General features: G+C 47.5%; 11 protein-coding genes. 6 read left to right on the top strand and 5 right to left on the bottom strand.

Annotated features, from left to right (window positions below):
- Positions 1–69: 69 nt before the first annotated feature.
- The 5 genes from aceE to zwf all read right to left on the bottom strand — a co-directional run bounded on the left by aceE (position 70) and on the right by zwf (position 7721).
- Complete coding sequence (gene aceE, locus GM173_RS14640) at positions 70–2730, bottom strand: pyruvate dehydrogenase (acetyl-transferring), homodimeric type (protein ID WP_203572134.1); 2661 nt, start codon at positions 2728–2730, stop codon at positions 70–72.
- A 95-nt stretch (positions 2731–2825) separates the two neighbouring features.
- Positions 2826–4472, bottom strand: a complete 1647-nt coding sequence (pgi, locus tag GM173_RS14635) for a glucose-6-phosphate isomerase (protein ID WP_203572194.1) — start codon at positions 4470–4472, stop codon at positions 2826–2828.
- A 58-nt stretch (positions 4473–4530) separates the two neighbouring features.
- Complete coding sequence (gene hexR / locus GM173_RS14630) at positions 4531–5376, bottom strand: transcriptional regulator HexR (RefSeq protein ID WP_203572133.1); 846 nt, start codon at positions 5374–5376, stop codon at positions 4531–4533.
- Positions 5377–5463: 87 nt separating this feature from the next.
- Positions 5464–6162, bottom strand: coding sequence for a 6-phosphogluconolactonase (pgl, locus tag GM173_RS14625; protein ID WP_203572132.1), 699 nt, complete (start codon positions 6160–6162; stop codon positions 5464–5466).
- A 110-nt stretch (positions 6163–6272) separates the two neighbouring features.
- Complete coding sequence (gene zwf / locus GM173_RS14620; protein ID WP_203572131.1) at positions 6273–7721, bottom strand: glucose-6-phosphate dehydrogenase; 1449 nt, start codon at positions 7719–7721, stop codon at positions 6273–6275.
- A 304-nt stretch (positions 7722–8025) separates the two neighbouring features.
- Here zwf and edd point away from each other — a divergent pair, with 304 nt between their 5' ends.
- The 6 genes from edd to GM173_RS14590 all read left to right on the top strand — a co-directional run bounded on the left by edd (position 8026) and on the right by GM173_RS14590 (position 15827).
- A complete protein-coding gene (gene edd / locus GM173_RS14615) occupies positions 8026–9849 on the top strand; it encodes a phosphogluconate dehydratase (protein ID WP_203572130.1) in 1824 nt (607 codons plus the stop codon).
- 120 nt (positions 9850–9969) lie between these two features.
- On the top strand, positions 9970–10593 hold the full coding sequence (gene eda, locus GM173_RS14610; protein ID WP_203572129.1) for a bifunctional 4-hydroxy-2-oxoglutarate aldolase/2-dehydro-3-deoxy-phosphogluconate aldolase: 624 nt from the start codon (positions 9970–9972) through the stop codon (positions 10591–10593).
- A gap of 228 nt (positions 10594–10821) precedes the next feature.
- Positions 10822–11826, top strand: a complete 1005-nt coding sequence (gap, locus tag GM173_RS14605; protein WP_203572128.1) for a type I glyceraldehyde-3-phosphate dehydrogenase — start codon at positions 10822–10824, stop codon at positions 11824–11826.
- 233 nt (positions 11827–12059) lie between these two features.
- Positions 12060–13154 (top strand): porin, encoded by a 1095-nt coding sequence (locus GM173_RS14600; RefSeq protein WP_203572127.1) that lies wholly within the window; start codon positions 12060–12062, stop codon positions 13152–13154.
- Between the two features lie 222 nt (positions 13155–13376).
- Positions 13377–14504: a porin gene (locus tag GM173_RS14595; RefSeq protein WP_203572126.1), complete on the top strand. Its 1128-nt coding sequence runs from the start codon at positions 13377–13379 to the stop codon at positions 14502–14504.
- A 234-nt stretch (positions 14505–14738) separates the two neighbouring features.
- Positions 14739–15827 carry a porin gene (locus GM173_RS14590; RefSeq protein ID WP_203572125.1) on the top strand — a complete coding sequence of 363 codons (1089 nt, stop codon included), beginning with the start codon at positions 14739–14741 and terminating at the stop codon, positions 15825–15827.
- Positions 15828–15875: the final 48 nt, after the last annotated feature.

Below are 15875 nucleotides of genomic sequence, written 5' to 3'. Positions count from 1 at the left end.
CGCTAGCCATTTTTAGGTGTGGGCTTGAGGTTTATACCCCTCGCACCTCACACCTCACGCCTCACTCAATTACACTGTCCAAGGGGCCGGTTTAGCTGGGTTGATGCCATATTTTTCCATGGCTTCAAGCACTTTTTCTTTACCGATTTTGCCTTCGTCAGCCAAGGCTTTAATTGCTGCAACGGCCACGTAGAAACTGTCAACTTCAAAGAATTTACGCAATTGTTTGCGCGAATCTGAGCGACCGAAACCATCGCAACCCAATACTACGTAACGACCTGGCACGTATTCACGAACTTGATCGGCAAAGGCGCGTTTGTAATCTGTTGCAGCAACGACTGGACCCGAGCGTCCTGCTAAGCATTGCGTAACGTATGGCACCACTGGTTCGCTCATTGGGTTGAGTAAGTTGTGGCGTTCTGCGGCCATACCATCACGACGCAATTCGTTAAAGCTTGGGCAAGCCCAGATGTCGGATTCGATACCGAAATCGGCTTTTAATAATTCAGCTGCTTTAATCACTTCGCGGAAAATCGTGCCTGAACCCATCAATTGCACTTTCAGTTTCGCGTCTTTCGGGCCTTCTTGGAACATGTACATCCCTTTCAGAATGCCGGCTTCCGCACCCGCTGGCATCGCTGGCTGGGTGTAGTTCTCGTTCATTACTGATAGGTAGTAGTAGATGTTCTCTTGGTCTTGGTACATACGGCGCATACCGTCTTGTACGATAACCGCTAATTCATAGGCAAACGTTGGATCGTACGAAACGCAGCTTGGGATGAATTCAGCAAACAAGTGACCGTGGCCGTCTTGATGCTGCAAACCTTCGCCGTTCAATGTCGTGCGGCCAGCTGTACCGCCAATCAAGAAACCACGTGCACGCAAGTCGCCTGCTGCCCAAGCCAAGTCACCGATGCGTTGGAAACCGAACATTGAGTAATAGATGTAGAACGGAATCATCGTTACGCCGTGGTTGGCGTATGACGTGGCAGCAGCGATCCAGTCGCTCATTGCGCCGGCTTCGTTAATCCCTTCTTGCAAGATTTGACCGCTTTTTGACTCTTTGTAGAACATCAATTGGTCAGCATCTTGTGGCTCGTACAATTGACCTACGTGCGACCAAATGCCGAGCTGACGGAACAAGCCTTCCATACCGAAGGTACGTGATTCATCCGGTACGATAGGCACAATGCGATTGCCGATGGCTTTGTCTTTCGCCAAGGCAGTCAGGATACGCACGAAAGCCATGGTCGTAGACATTTCACGCTCGCCCGAGCTTTCAAGCAATCCTTTAAATAGCTCTAGGCCTGGTACCGTTAGCGGTTCGTTCACTGGATTGCGGCTTGGCAAGTAACCGCCCAACGCTGCACGGCGTTCGTGCATGTATTTCAACTCTGGAGAATCGGCTGCCGGTTTGTAGAACGTGCAGTTGGTTGCTTGTTCGTCCGTTAATGGAATGTTGAAACGGTCGCGCAGATGCAGCAAATCGTCGTTGGCTAATTTTTTGGTGTTGTGCGCCACGTTTTGTGATTCGCCAGCGGTGCCCAAACCAAAACCTTTCACTGTTTTTACCAGTAACAGCGTTGGTTGGCCTTTGTGTGCCACGGCCGCTTTGTAGCCTGCATAGACTTTGTACAAGTCATTGCCGCCGCGCGTCAATTTCCAGATGTCGTCGTCTGACATGGCTGAAACCAAGTCGAGCAATTCTGGGTAAGCTCCGAAGAAATGTTCGCGTACATACGCGCCATTTTTCGATTTATAAGTTTGGTATTCACCGTCAACAACTTCCATCATGCGTTTTTGCAGCAAGCCTTTTTTGTCTTGCGCCAAGATCGCATCCCAGCCTGTACCCCAAACGACTTTAATGACGTTCCAGCCCGAACCACGGAAATCGCCTTCGAGTTCTTGGATGATTTTGCCGTTACCGCGTACTGGACCATCCAGACGTTGCAAGTTGCAGTTAATTACGAAAATCAGATTGTCGAGTTTTTCACGACCCGCTAATGAAATCGCGCCGAGTGATTCTGGCTCGTCCATTTCGCCGTCGCCGCAGAAACACCAAACTTTACGATCGCCTTTTTGTTTAAAGCCACGGTCGTCGAGGTATTTCATAAAGCGGGCTTGGTAAATCGCCATCAACGGGCCAAGACCCATCGACACAGTTGGGAATTGCCAGAAATCAGGCATCAACCATGGATGTGGGTAAGATGACAAACCGCCACCATCGACTTCTTGGCGGAATTTATTCAGTTGGTCTTCAGAGATACGGCCTTCTAGGAAGGCACGGGCGTAAACGCCGGGTGCCGAGTGACCTTGTACATACACCAAATCGCCACCGTGATTTTCATCGGCAGCGTGCCAGAAGTGATTCCAGCCCACATCGTACAAAGTTGCTGCAGAAGCAAACGATGAAACGTGACCACCCAAATCGCCATCAAAGCGATTGGCTTTGACGACCATCGCCGCAGCATTCCAGCGGGTGTACGACAGGATGCGCTCTTCGAGGTGTGCATTGCCAGGGTGTTTGGCTTGCAAATGCGCCGGAATCGTATTGATGTAGGCGGTGGTGGCGGTGTACGGGATGTTCACGCCATCCTGACGAGCATGATCAACGAGTTGTTCAACTAAAAAGTGCGCGCGCTCGGCACCTTCGGCTTCGATAACGCCTGCGAGGGCGTCGCGCCATTCTTTAGTTTCTTGTGGATCATGGTCATGTAATTGCTCTGCCATTTGTATCTACCTTGTGAGTGGTGGTTTTGTACTCATCCGAGGTTTGCTTCGGATGTGGATTTGATTAAAAGGCGATGAGTAATCGCCTTCAGGGTTTAGCGCGGGGTGTTCCGCTTATAATAATTAATTAAGCCATTGGTCGAGGCGTCATGCGTATTGGTCAGCCCCGGGGTGGTGAGATCGGCTTCAATCGCTTTGGCGAGTTGCTTGCCGAGTTCTACGCCCCATTGGTCGTAAGAGTTGACATTCCACACGGTGCCTTGCACAAACACTTTGTGTTCATATAGCGCAATCAATGCACCCAAACGACGTGGCGTGAGACGTTGCATTAAAATCGTATTGGTTGGGCGATTGCCTTTGAAAATCTTGTGTGGAACGAGTTTTTCTTGCGCTTCGCCAACGATGCCGGCTTTGTCGAGTTCGGCACGCACTTCGGCTTCATTTTTGCCGCGCATAAAAGCTTCGGTTTGGGCAAACACGTTCGCCATTAAAATCGTGCTGTGTGGCTCTGGTATGTCTGGATGTTCGATTGTTGCAATGAAATCGATAGGCAGTAGCTGGGTACCTTGGTGCAGCATTTGATAATATGCGTGCTGGCCGTTAATACCCGCATCACCCCATACCACCGGGCCAGTGGCATAGTCAACGCGATTGCCGTCTAGATCGACTGATTTTCCGTTCGATTCCATATCCAGCTGCTGCAAATACGCGGGGAAGCGTGATAGACATTGGTTATATGGTGAAATCAGGTGTGTGCTTGCTTCAAAGAAATTGGCGTACCAAATGCCGAGCATACCCATGATGACGGGCAAGTTTTGCTCGAGTGGCTTGCCACGGAAGTGTTGATCCATTGTGTACGCGCCGTGTAGCAAATCTTGGTAATTATGCTTACCCAGATAAATCGCAATCGGCAGACCAATCGCCGACCACAGGCTGTAGCGACCGCCCACCCAATCCCAGAACTCAAACATATTGTTAATATCGATACCAAACTCAGCAACGGCTTTGCTATTGGTTGAAACAGCAACAAAATGCTTGGCAATATGTTTGTCGTCACCTGCGGTAGACAGGAACCATTTGCGTGCAGTGCGGGCATTGGTGATGGTTTCTTGCGTGGTGAAGGTTTTTGACGCCACGATAAATAGCGTAGTTTCTGGGTTGAGCTGTTTCAGTGTGGAAACGATTTGATCACCATCCACGGTTGATACAAAGTGCATCGTCAGACGCGCATGGCCGTACTCTTTTAGGCCTTGGCACACCATCAATGGGCCTAGATCTGAGCCACCAATCCCGATATTCACAACGTCGGTAATCGGTTTGCCGGTGTAGCCTTGCCATTCACCAGAACGAACTTTATCAGAGAAATTACCGATTTGTTCTTTGACCGCATTGACCTTGGGCATCACGTCTTCGCCGTCAACCATAATTGGGTTGCGATCGAGATTGCGTAATGCAGTATGTAAAACAGCACGGTTTTCAGTGGTATTGATTTTTTCACCGGAAAACATTTTCTCAATGCGCTCAGCTAAACCAGATTGGCGAGCTAAATCCATCAACAAAGTCATGGTTTTTTCATTGATGCGGTTTTTTGAGTAATCAAAAAACAAACCGCCTGATTCAAGTGAAAAACGTTCAAAGCGGTGCGGATCATTTTCAAATAGATCACGCATTTGCAGTGGTGAAATTTCTTTGAAATGTTCTACAAGCGCCTGCCAAGCAGGGGACGCGGTGAGGTTGGACATCTGAATCGTTCCTTGTTGATCGCAAACTGGTTGTGGCTTGGTGTTGCTGCGTGGTTTTTTAGTGGTCATGTCCACGGACTCGTTTTTCTTTCATATTGCGTTTCATTTTCTCGAGCTGATCGATCAGCTCTGGGCCGCGTTTGAGCGCAACGCCGACGGCAAGTACGTCAATAATCACTAAGTGAACAATGCGAGTGATCATTGGCGTGTATAGATCAGGATCTTCCATCGTGTCGGCAAACAGGCAAATATTGCAGCGTTTGGCGAGCGGTGATTTTGAATGGGTGATGCCGATGACATCGGCGCCAGAGTCACGGGCAATTTCGACTGAACGCAACATATCGAGCGTGCGGCCTGAGTTGGAAACGGCAATGACCGCGTCGCCCGGTTTGAGCATCGATGCGCTCATACCGTGCATATGCGGGTCGGTGTACGCAACTGTCGGTACGCCAAGGCGGAAGAATTTATTTTGCGCGTCAATCGCCACCGCACCGGATTGCCCTTGACCCCAAACTTCGATTTTTCCTGTGCTGGACAGAATTTTGATGGCTTTATCGAGCACATCGGTGTCGAGTTCGTTGCGGCAGCGTAATAGGTGGGAAATATTATTATCGAATAATTTCTTGGCCAGATCATGGGCTGAATCATCGGATGACACCATCGAGTGTACATACGGTACGCCAGATACCAAACTGCGCGTGAGGCGCAGTTTGAAGTCTTGCAGCCCAGAGCAGTTGAGAGAACGGCAAAAACGAATGACCGTCGGTTGCGACACGTCTGAAAGCTCAGCAATTTGCGCAATGGGTGCGTTCGCCACTAAATTGGGCTGCGCCAATACGAGGTCGGCGACCTTGCGTTCTGATTTAGATAGTGTGTCGAGTACTGCTTTGATTCGTTCGAGCATGGTTTAGCGCCCTCAATCAAACGCAATAACGCCAAGCAGAAAATCTGCTTTGGCGTTGGATAAAAAATGGAAAAAAATGCCGATCACTTAAGCTGTCCAGTAGACCTGTGCGGTGCTTTTCACTTGATCGAGCACCCGGCGAATCGGATAAAGTTCGGTGATGGCTTTTTGCTCTTGCATCGCGGTATTGAGCAGTTCTTTTTTACCAGTGCCGGTAATATGCACCAGTACGTTTCGAGCTTGCACGATCGTGGGGAGCGTGAGCGTAATGCGCTGGTGAGGCGCTACTGGCGGAGTAACGGCAGCGACCAGTTGGGTTGACGCGCAGGCTTGTTCGAGTTCAACGGCATTGGGAAACAGGGAAGCAGTATGACCGTCATCGCCCATACCCAGGATAAGTATATCAATAGGTGTTTTGATAACTGAGAGTCGCGCTTCGATACCTGCTAAGCCCGCGTGTGGCGTTGCGGCATCATTCACCATGGAAATAAAGTTTGCCGCCGCCGCGCCATCTTGCAATAGATTTTCACGCGTGAGGCGCTCGTTGCTGTCGGCGTGATCGTTGGGCACCCAGCGTTCGTCGACCAAAGTAATGTAGACTTTACTCCACTCTACATCGCTAGCGCGTAATGCTTTGAACATACCTGCTGGCGTTCGGCCACCGGAAACGGCTAGGCTGGCTGTGCCACGCTCAGCAATTGCTTGTTGTAGTTGTGCAGCAATATAGTGAGCAAGATTAAGGTCGAGTTCATCTTTACTTGCGAACTCATGCCATTGCAGGGACATTCAGGCTTCTCCAGAAATTCAATATGATATTTGCAACGCAATTCGGAGTTTCCCGAATTCTGCCACGAGTCAGCATAATTCGGGAAACTGATTTAAAGCTTACGCATTGGTTAGGCTTCTTCGTGCCAGCACAAGCCATCACGTGATAACAAGGCTGAAGACGCCGCAGGACCCCAAGTGCCAGCTGAGTAAGTTTTTGGACCTTCGTTGCTGTTTTCCCAGCTTTCGATGATTGGTTCAACCCAACGCCATGCCGCACGTTGTTCATCGCGACGAACGAAGAGCGACAGATCGCCTTTGATCACGTCCATCAACAAACGCTCGTAGGCTTCAGGGCTGCGGGTGCTGAACGCTTCTTTGAAATCCAAGTCCAGATACACTTCACGCAAACGCTCACGGCCAGGCTCTTTGGCGAGCATATAGAGGCGAACCGATTCCGCGGGTTGCAATTGAATCACTAAGCGATTTGGCTGAGTGTTTTTGCCGAAAATCGACGTTGGCGCTTCGCGGAAATTGATGACAATTTCAGCTAGACGTTCTTGTAGGCGTTTGCCGGTACGTAAGAAGAACGGTACGCCAGCCCAGCGCCAAGTTTCGATTTCAGCTTTTAATGCCACAAAGGTTTCTGCTTTTGAGCCAGCAGGAACGCCGGGTTCATCTTGGTAGCCAGGAACAGCTTTGCCACCGACTGCGCCCGCTCGATATTGACCACGAACGACTTTGTTGTGAACGGTTTCTGGAGTCAGCGGCTTTAATGCACGCAAAACTTTTAGTTTTTCATCACGAACGGCATCCGCGTCGATTGACGCTGGCGGCTCCATGGCCACAATGGTCAATAACTGCAAGAGATGGTTTTGTACCATATCGCGCAAGGCACCGGTTTTGTCGTAAAAATCAGCACGAGTTTCTACACCAACTTGCTCGGTCACCGTAATTTGCACATCACGGATCCATTCACGACGCCACAGTGGCTCGAGCAAGGTATTGGCAAAACGGAGTGCGATTAAATTTAGTACCGGCTCTTTGCCGAGGTAGTGGTCAATCCGGTAAATTTGTTGTTCGGTAAAGTATTCGCCGACTTCGTCGTTGATTTTATTTGATGATTCGAGATCGTGGCCGAGCGGCTTTTCGAGTACGACACGCGCATTGCCTTTGTTCAGACCAACTTCGGCTAAGTTTTTAGCAATCGGCGCAAAGAAATCTGGCGCTGTTGAAAGATAAAATACACGATTGCGTGTAGGGTATTTGTTGAGCGCTTCAGCTAATACGACAAAATCAGCCGTGGTATTTGCGTCAACTTTGAAATATTCAATGCGAGAGGCGAACAAAGCCCAGTCAGCTTCGTTATAATGCTTGCCTAAGAATTCCTTCGCTTTGCTTTGTGCTTTCGCAACGTAGCTTGCTGTATCTGATGGGCTACGACCCAAACAGATGATGCGACCATCCACGGGAAGGTTGCCATCTTGGTGTTGGTGGTAAAGTGCTGGTAATAGCTTGCGCAGTGCCAAGTCACCAGTGCCGCCAAAAAATACCATGTCGAAAGCGTCGATCGGAGTCATTGCCGAAAATCCTTCCTAGTTTGAGGTTTGATGTGCACCTAACGTGCATGCAGACAAGTAAGCTTTGTAATCTTACTACATGCATAAATGACGGTGCAAACGAATTTGTTAATTGTTGATTCTATCATAAGGTTTTTGTTCGCAAAGAGTAGCAAGTCCATGGTAGTAAACGCCAATGTTGCATTGCAACGCAAGGCGGGCGTCTACTTTTTGGGTTGCTCTATGGCGTTGATTGTAGTAAAACTACGCCTACTTTCCGTGTGTTTTTGCTGGGGCATCGCACCCAGAATTTTTGGAGTTTCGTATGACATTGCATCCACGTCTGGCTGAGGTAACACAGCGTGTTATAGAGCGCAGTAAAGATTCACGCGGTCGATATTTGGCTCGTTTGGAAGAGGCGGCGAGTAAAGAGCCGGTGCGTAAAGGTTTGGCCTGTACAAATCAAGCGCACGCTTGGGCTGCTATGCCAGCGACCGATAAGATCATGTTGCGCGAGATGAAGTCTGCGAATATTGCCATCGTATCGTCGTATAACGAGATGTTGTCGGCGCATCAGCCCTTTGAATCTTTCCCGGCAATTATTAAAAAAGCCGCCCATGAGGTTGGCGCCACCGCACAATTTGCTGGTGGCGTGCCGGCGATGTGCGATGGTGTGACCCAAGGTCAGGCGGGGATGGAATTGTCGCTGTTCAGTCGCGATGTGATCGCGATGTCAACGGCGGTGGCCTTGTCGCACAATATGTTTGATGCGACCTTGTGTTTAGGTGTGTGCGACAAAATCGTACCGGGTTTGTTGATTGGTGCGTTGCAGTTTGGTCATTTGCCGACGATTTTTGTACCTGCCGGCCCGATGACCTCGGGCATTTCCAATAAAGAGAAGAATATAACTCGCCAATTGTTTGCCGAAGGGAAAGTGGGGCGTGACGCCTTGTTGGCGTCAGAGGAAGGCTCTTACCACGGCGCAGGCACCTGCACCTTCTTTGGTACCGCGAATTCGAACCAAATGCTGATGGAAATCATGGGCTTGCATTTACCTGGCGCGGCATTTACCAATCCAGGTACGCCACTGCGAGATGCTTTGACCGCTGCGGCCACCAAGCGCGTCGCGCAAATTACCGCACTGGGCAATGAATTTATTCCTGTTGGTAAAGTGGTGGATGAAAAAACCATCATCAACGGCATTATCGGCTTACTGGCGACCGGCGGCTCAACCAATCACACGATTCATTTGATCGCAATCGCGCGTGCGGCTGGCGTGATCATTGATTGGTCTGATTTTAGTGATTTGTCCGCTGTTATTCCGTTATTGGCAAAAGTGTATCCAAATGGCGCGGCGGATGTGAATCACTTCCACGCCGCAGGTGGTATGGGCTATATCATCCGTGAATTGCTGGACGCAGGTCTGTTACACAATGATGTGTGGACTGCCGCAGGCTTTGGCTTGCGCCACTACGCACAAGAACCGTTCCTTGATAACGGTGCAGTGGTTTGGCGTGATGCGCCAACGGTTGCCGGTGATGCAACGGTATTGAGTACGGTTGCAAAACCATTCCAAGCGGATGGCGGCACTAAGTTGCTGCAAGGTAATTTGGGTCGTGCGGTGATTAAAACTTCGGCGGTTGCGCCAGAATTCCGCATTGTCAATGCGCCTGCGATTGTGTTTGATGATCAAGAAGATGTGATTGCTGCCTTTAAACGTGGTGAGCTCGAGCGTGATTTTGTGGCAGTAGTGCGTTTCCAAGGTCCACGAGCCAACGGTATGCCTGAGTTGCACAAACTGACGCCGCCACTGGGTGTGTTGCAAGACCGTGGTTTCAAAGTGGCGCTCGTGACCGACGGACGTATGTCAGGCGCGTCGGGTAAAGTGCCTGCTGCAATTCATATTACGCCTGAAGTGGTATCTGGCGGTGCGCTGGGTAAAGTACGCACCGGCGATATGATTTTGTTGAACGCTGAAACCGGTGAGCTCGTGGCGCAAGTTGATGCTGCGGAGTGGGCAGCACGTGAAGTCGTTAGCGCTGATTTATCGAAAAATGGTTTTGGCATGGGGCGTGAATTGTTTACGACATTCCGTCAAAGTGCGACTGGCGCCGAAGAAGGTGCCGTGAGTATGGGTTTGGCGCATTGATTTGTTGGGTATATTGATCGGACCATTTTTTAATAATGGCTTGTTCGATATACCCAAGATTTTTATTGGGTCATTTTTATTGAGTGGCTTATTTTTATAACGAAAACGGAAGAGTTGAACATGCAAATTCGCGACATTATGCGCTCTTGCTCGGTGATGCCAGTTTTGGTCATTGAAAAAGTGGAACACGCTGTGCCTTTGGCGCAAGCTTTGGTTGAGGGTGGTATTCGAGTACTGGAAGTGACTTTGCGTACTGAGGCTGCATTGGCCGCGGTCAAAGCTATCGCTGATAACGTACCCGGCGCGATTGTGGGTGTCGGTACAGTGGTTCGTCCAGAGCAATTCCAACAAGCGAAAGACGCAGGCGCGGTATTTGCTGTTACTCCAGGCTTGACGCCTAAACTCGCCGCGGCTGCGCGTGAGTGTGGTATTGAGTTGCTGCCTGGCGTTATGACGCCATCAGAAGCGATTGCTGCATTGGAAGAGGGCTTTGATGCCATGAAATTGTTCCCAGCGGAGCAAGCTGGTAGCTTGGCTATGCTTAAAGCACTTGGCGGCCCATTGCCACAAATTTTATTCTGCCCAACGGGCGGCGTGAGCTTGGAGTCTGCGCCGAAATTATTGGCTTTGCCAAACGTTGGCTGTGTTGGTGGCTCTTGGTTGGCACCGAAAGAAATGGTCGCAGCTGGCGACTGGGCTGGTATCACTGCGTTAGCACGTGAAGCGGCTGCGTTGCGCCCATAATTTGTTTGATGTCGCTGTGGTCGTTGATCGCTGGCGATGGCGGGCTTGCTGCCTAGGGTGAGCCCGTATAAATTATGTTACTGCTGTTGTAATTAATATCTGTTTTATTCTACTGTTTTTAGAATTATTTGCGCGGTGTTTGTCGTGGCGCAAAGGCAAGAATGTGCTACTTGGTGCATGCTTAACCGTCCCGATTTATTCGATTTTCCCATTTTCTGGAGATGATTCATGACTATCAAAGTTGGTATCAATGGTTTTGGCCGTATTGGTCGCATGGTATTCCGCGCTGCTGTTTATAACTTTGCTGATGATATCGAAATCGTTGGTATCAATGATTTGCTTGAGCCAGATTATCTAGCCTACATGCTTAAGCACGATTCAGTGCATGGCAAATTCAAAGGTGAGGTTGCTGTAGTTGACGGTAACTTGGTCGTTAATGGCAAAACAATCCGCCTTAGCGCAGTAAAAAACCCAGCAGAATTGAAGTGGAATGAAGTCGGCGCTGATGTTGTTGTTGAGTCAACAGGTTTGTTTTTGACTAAAGAAACCTGCGAAGCGCATTTGGCTGCTGGTGCGAAAAAAGTCATCATGTCTGCTCCTTCAAAAGACGACACCCCAATGTTTGTATACGGTGTGAATAACGACACTTACGCGGGTCAAGCGATTATTTCTAATGCATCGTGTACAACGAACTGCTTGGCACCATTGGCAAAAGTGATTAATGATAACTTTGGTATCAAACGTGGTTTGATGACGACAGTTCACGCTGCTACTGCAACGCAAAAAACGGTTGATGGCCCATCAAACAAAGATTGGCGTGGTGGTCGCGGTATTTTGGAAAACATCATTCCATCGTCAACGGGCGCTGCGAAAGCCGTTGGTGTGGTGATTCCAGAAATCAAAGGCAAATTGACGGGTATGGCATTCCGCGTGCCAACGTCGGATGTGTCGGTGGTTGACTTGACCGTTGAGTTGAACAAAGAAGCGTCGTATGAAGACATCTGCGCAACGATTAAAGCCGCTTCAGAAGGTGCTATGAAAGGCGTGTTGGGTTACACCACAGAGAAAGTCGTTTCAACTGACTTCCGCGGTGAGTCTTGCACTTCTGTGTTTGATGCGGGCGCTGGTATTGCATTGGATGGCACGTTTGTTAAGTTGGTGTCTTGGTACGACAATGAATGGGGCTATTCGAGCAAAGTACTGGAAATGGTTCGTGTTATGGCAGCAAAATAAGCTGCGATTTAATTTGTTAAAAAGCCAGTCGACATTGTCGGCTGGCTTTTTTGTTGCTGAATTAAAACTTTGGCTGATTGATATGACGAGCAGGTTTTTGCCTGTTAGATAGGTGTAGTTTTACATGTTTTTAGAGCGGCATTTTGCACAGAGCGCATTTTACTGAGTCGGGATAATGCGTCCCATGCCCTTAGGTTTTGGGTTTTCTCTGTTCAAATCTGGAGTTTTTAAATATGTTCAAACGTATTTTAATGGGCAGTTTGCTTGCAACTGCATTTGCTGCACCCGCAATGGCTGAAGTATCTATTTCTGGTTCTGCTGAAATGGACTTTTTCTACCGTACGAACCAGGCTTCAAATAATGGTGATGGTGCATTTGGTCAAGAAATCGCCATCATTGTGAATGTGGATGGTAAAGATAAGCTAGATAGTGGTGATACGTTGAAATGGCGTTTGGCGCAGAAAGTGGCAACGGATTACCGTTATGATTCATTTGGTCAGCGTGAAGCGTGGATTGGTTATGAAGGCGGCTGGGGTGAATTGCGTTTTGGCAATCAATTCTCTAATCAGTATTTAGCACTTGACTGGCCGTATGGCGCCCAAGGTCAAGGTAATTTATGGGCTGATTTTGGTGCACAAAAAGTGCAATATTCAAAAGCAGTGAGTTACTTCTCTCCTAAATTTGGTGGTTTTGATTTCCAAGCTCAATATGACTTGGGCTCAGGTACGAGTGATGCGCGTGCTTATGAAGTTACCGCAAAATATGTTCAAGGTGGCTTGCGCTTAGACGCTGGCTTCCATGAGGCTAAGAATGATGGTCATGCCTCATCAGAGGCATTGGTGTTTGGCGGCTCGACTTGGGGTAGCGGTAATGACTTTAGCAAAGAGAATACGGTACGTGCTTACAACGTAGGTGCAATCTATAAATTCGATAATGGTTTTGATATTGCCGCGGGTATGAAGCGCAACGAATGGTCTGGCGATGTGGATAATAGTATTCACGGTGGCAATGGTAAAACAACGGTAGATCAATATTTGGTTCGTGCAGGTTATACAACTGGCAAGCACAACTTTAATTTGGGCTATCAACGCGTTGCCGATAGTAAAACAGACGGCGTAACTGCAAATGATGGTATGGATGTGATCAATGCTCAGTACAACTATGCATTGTCGAAAAATACTAGCGCTTTCGTGCAAGCACGTCACCATATGATGGATGATGCAAATAAATCGAGCGTGATGCACGGTGCATGGCAGTTAGACGGAGCGGCCAATGGTGGCAAAGATTCAGCCACACGTATTCTGGTCGGCACTTGGACAGGCTTCTAAGTCTTTAGCGTCCTTCTTTGGTTATGCATCTAAACGGCACAGCAATGTGCCGTTTTTTGTTGCGCACTAGCTACAGTTTGTTGCGCGTAAGTGTCTTGTCTTTGCTTGAGCTTATAAATGTGCGTATTCTCGAGTCTGTAAAGCAGTGGCAGCAATTGTTCAGGTTGCAGCCTGCTGTTACGGTGGTTTTAACTTAACTCTCGTATCTTTGGAGAATAATAAATGTTCAAGCGCGTTCTACTCGCTGCAGCTGTAGCTGCCGCAGTTTCTGCTCCAGCTTTTGCTGAAGTTTCTATTTCTGGTTCTGCTGAAATGGACTTTTTTGCTCGTACCAATAACGGTGACGGCACTAAAGATGCAGCAGGTAATGACAATACAACAACAAAATTCTTGCAAGAAATCGCAATCGTTGTGAACGTTGACGGTAAAGACAAACTAGACAACGGCAGCACTTTGTCTTGGCGTCTTGCTCAAAAAGTTGCCACTGACTGGCGCTTTGACTCGTTTGGTGCGCGTGAAGCATGGATCGCTTACGGTGGCGACTGGGGTAGCTTGAAGTTTGGTAACCAATGGTCTAACACTTACTTGATCCAAGACTGGCCATATGCTTCTAAAGGCTTCTCAGGCACTATGGGTGAACCTGGCTACACTGGTTTTGGTTCTGGTATTAGCTATACATCACCTTCATTTGGCGGCTTTAATCTTCAAGCGGCTTATGACTTTGGTAATGGCAACAAAGATGCTCCTACTGCTTACGAAGTAACTTTGCAAGGCGCAATTGGTCCTGTTAACTTGGATATGGGCTACTTTGCAGTAGAAGATGGCGCGCCTGTATCTCATGGTGGTAGCAAAGGTAATAACTTGACTGGTGAGCGTAAGATCGGTACTGATGCAGTTACTGGTAAAGACATCATGGAGAGCTTGAAAGGTGGTAAGTTCTCTAACTGGATTATCGGTGCTCGCGGTTCTATCGCAGACGTAGCAATCCGTGCTGCTGTACGTAACATTACATCTGAAGTTGGTACTGCAGGTAAAAATGTAAAAGCTGATCAAATGGGTTACTTGCTCAGCGGTACTTACGGCTTTGGTAAAAATGCGCTGAGCCTTGGTTATATGCACCAAACTGCTGAGAAAGATGGCGAATCTCATAGCGACAATGATTTTGACACGATTGGTTTCCAATGGGACTACTCATTGTCTAAAAATACTGGCGCATTCTTGCAAATCCGTCACAACATGGTCGGCAAAAACTGGGCTGATAACGAAGCAGCATGGCAAAATGCTGATGGTAAAGCAGGTTCTAAAGACAATTCAACTCGTATCTTAGTTGGTACTTGGACTGGTTTCTAATCTAGTAATTTAATTACTAATTAGAATTGAAAAGGCAGCTTCGGCTGCCTTTTTCTATTTCAAAAACTATTGAAAAATATCTGCTATAGCTGTTCAGTGTTGATTGCTTTGTCATTATTCTGCAATCTATTTCGTGTTAATATTCACGAGTTAATCAAAAAGCAAATTTTATTTTGCATTAATTTGATTGTTTAGCAGTTACTTTTTTAACTTTTTGAATAAGCGAATAGAGATATGTATAAGATTATTGCCTTGTCAATTGCTGCTGCAATGGCTTCTACAGCGGTGAATGCTGAAGTTACAATTAGCGGTAGCATTAGAACCGCTTTTGAATATTCAAATCCAGATAATGTAGGCACAACGTCTAAAACGGCTAAAAATGATGGCTCTAGCAAAACACAATTGGTGGATCAAGGCTCTCGTATCCGTTTTTCTGGCAAAGATAAATTAGATTTTGGTGGTGAATTAGTTTGGGTTTTAGAAAACCGTTTTTACGTTGGTGATCCATATCAAAAAACTTCAGGTGCAGTTTGGGGGTCGCGCGATACATATGTAGGTTATAAAGGCGATTTCGGTTTTGGTCGCTTTGGTAAAATGGATAATGCTTATAAAGCGGCATACAAAAATATTGCGCCGACGATTGAAGGCTCAATTAATGATACTTCAAGCTATATGGGTACTTCACAAATGTTGCGCCGTGTAGGTAGTCGCGATGGACAAGTCGTTTACTATGAAACACCAAACTTTAATGGTTTTGGTGCTCATGGTTCATGGTCTATTGGTGATCAAACAGCTGCATATGATGCTCACACATACCAATTGGCGGCATTTTGGTCAAACAGTATGTTTAATGTAGGCGCTGCTTATTCATTGTCAAAAGATCAAACTTCAGACTATAAATCATCTAAAATTTCGCTTAAACCAGCCAGCAACGGTGCAGATGTAAGCAGCTATATGATTGGTGCAAATGCTAAATACATGGATTTTGGCTTGGGTTTGACTTATGAAAACCTAACTCGTGACGATGGGAAAAAATCACGAGATCAAGATTCTTTCGCTGTTGCTGCATCATATAAGCTCGACAAATTCAATTTCTTGGTAACTTATGTCAACGTGGGTGATGTAGATACTTTAGCTGACTCTGGTGGTGATCAGCTTTCATTAGGTGCTACATATAATTTGTCGAAAAAATCTCGTATTTATGCGACTTACACCATGTTGAATAATGATAAACATGCAAGCTTCACAACAGAGTCTGGCTATACGGTGAATAATGGTCAAAGTGTCGACTTGTTCTCAGTTGGTGTTCGTACGGACTTTTAATTTATAGTATTGGATATAAGCGCTTGAACTTCATACGCCCTATCAGAT

Source organism: Deefgea chitinilytica, assembly GCF_016881405.1.
Taxonomy (GTDB): domain Bacteria; phylum Pseudomonadota; class Gammaproteobacteria; order Burkholderiales; family Chitinibacteraceae; genus Deefgea; species Deefgea chitinilytica.
This window is presented reverse-complemented; position numbering and strand designations above follow the sequence as displayed.

What these genes read in the sequence shown, in the direction of transcription:
- aceE (WP_203572134.1), bottom strand. Translation starts at nt 2,730, where the DNA reads ATGGCAGAGCAATTACATGACCATGATCCACAAGAAACTAAAGAATGG.
- pgi (WP_203572194.1), bottom strand. Translation starts at nt 4,472, where the DNA reads ATGTCCAACCTCACCGCGTCCCCTGCTTGGCAGGCGCTTGTAGAACAT.
- hexR (WP_203572133.1), bottom strand. Translation starts at nt 5,376, where the DNA reads ATGCTCGAACGAATCAAAGCAGTACTCGACACACTATCTAAATCAGAA.
- pgl (WP_203572132.1), bottom strand. Translation starts at nt 6,162, where the DNA reads ATGTCCCTGCAATGGCATGAGTTCGCAAGTAAAGATGAACTCGACCTT.
- zwf (WP_203572131.1), bottom strand. Translation starts at nt 7,721, where the DNA reads ATGACTCCGATCGACGCTTTCGACATGGTATTTTTTGGCGGCACTGGT.
- edd (WP_203572130.1), top strand. Translation starts at nt 8,026, where the DNA reads ATGACATTGCATCCACGTCTGGCTGAGGTAACACAGCGTGTTATAGAG.
- eda (WP_203572129.1), top strand. Translation starts at nt 9,970, where the DNA reads ATGCAAATTCGCGACATTATGCGCTCTTGCTCGGTGATGCCAGTTTTG.
- gap (WP_203572128.1), top strand. Translation starts at nt 10,822, where the DNA reads ATGACTATCAAAGTTGGTATCAATGGTTTTGGCCGTATTGGTCGCATG.
- GM173_RS14600 (WP_203572127.1), top strand. Translation starts at nt 12,060, where the DNA reads ATGTTCAAACGTATTTTAATGGGCAGTTTGCTTGCAACTGCATTTGCT.
- GM173_RS14595 (WP_203572126.1), top strand. Translation starts at nt 13,377, where the DNA reads ATGTTCAAGCGCGTTCTACTCGCTGCAGCTGTAGCTGCCGCAGTTTCT.
- GM173_RS14590 (WP_203572125.1), top strand. Translation starts at nt 14,739, where the DNA reads ATGTATAAGATTATTGCCTTGTCAATTGCTGCTGCAATGGCTTCTACA.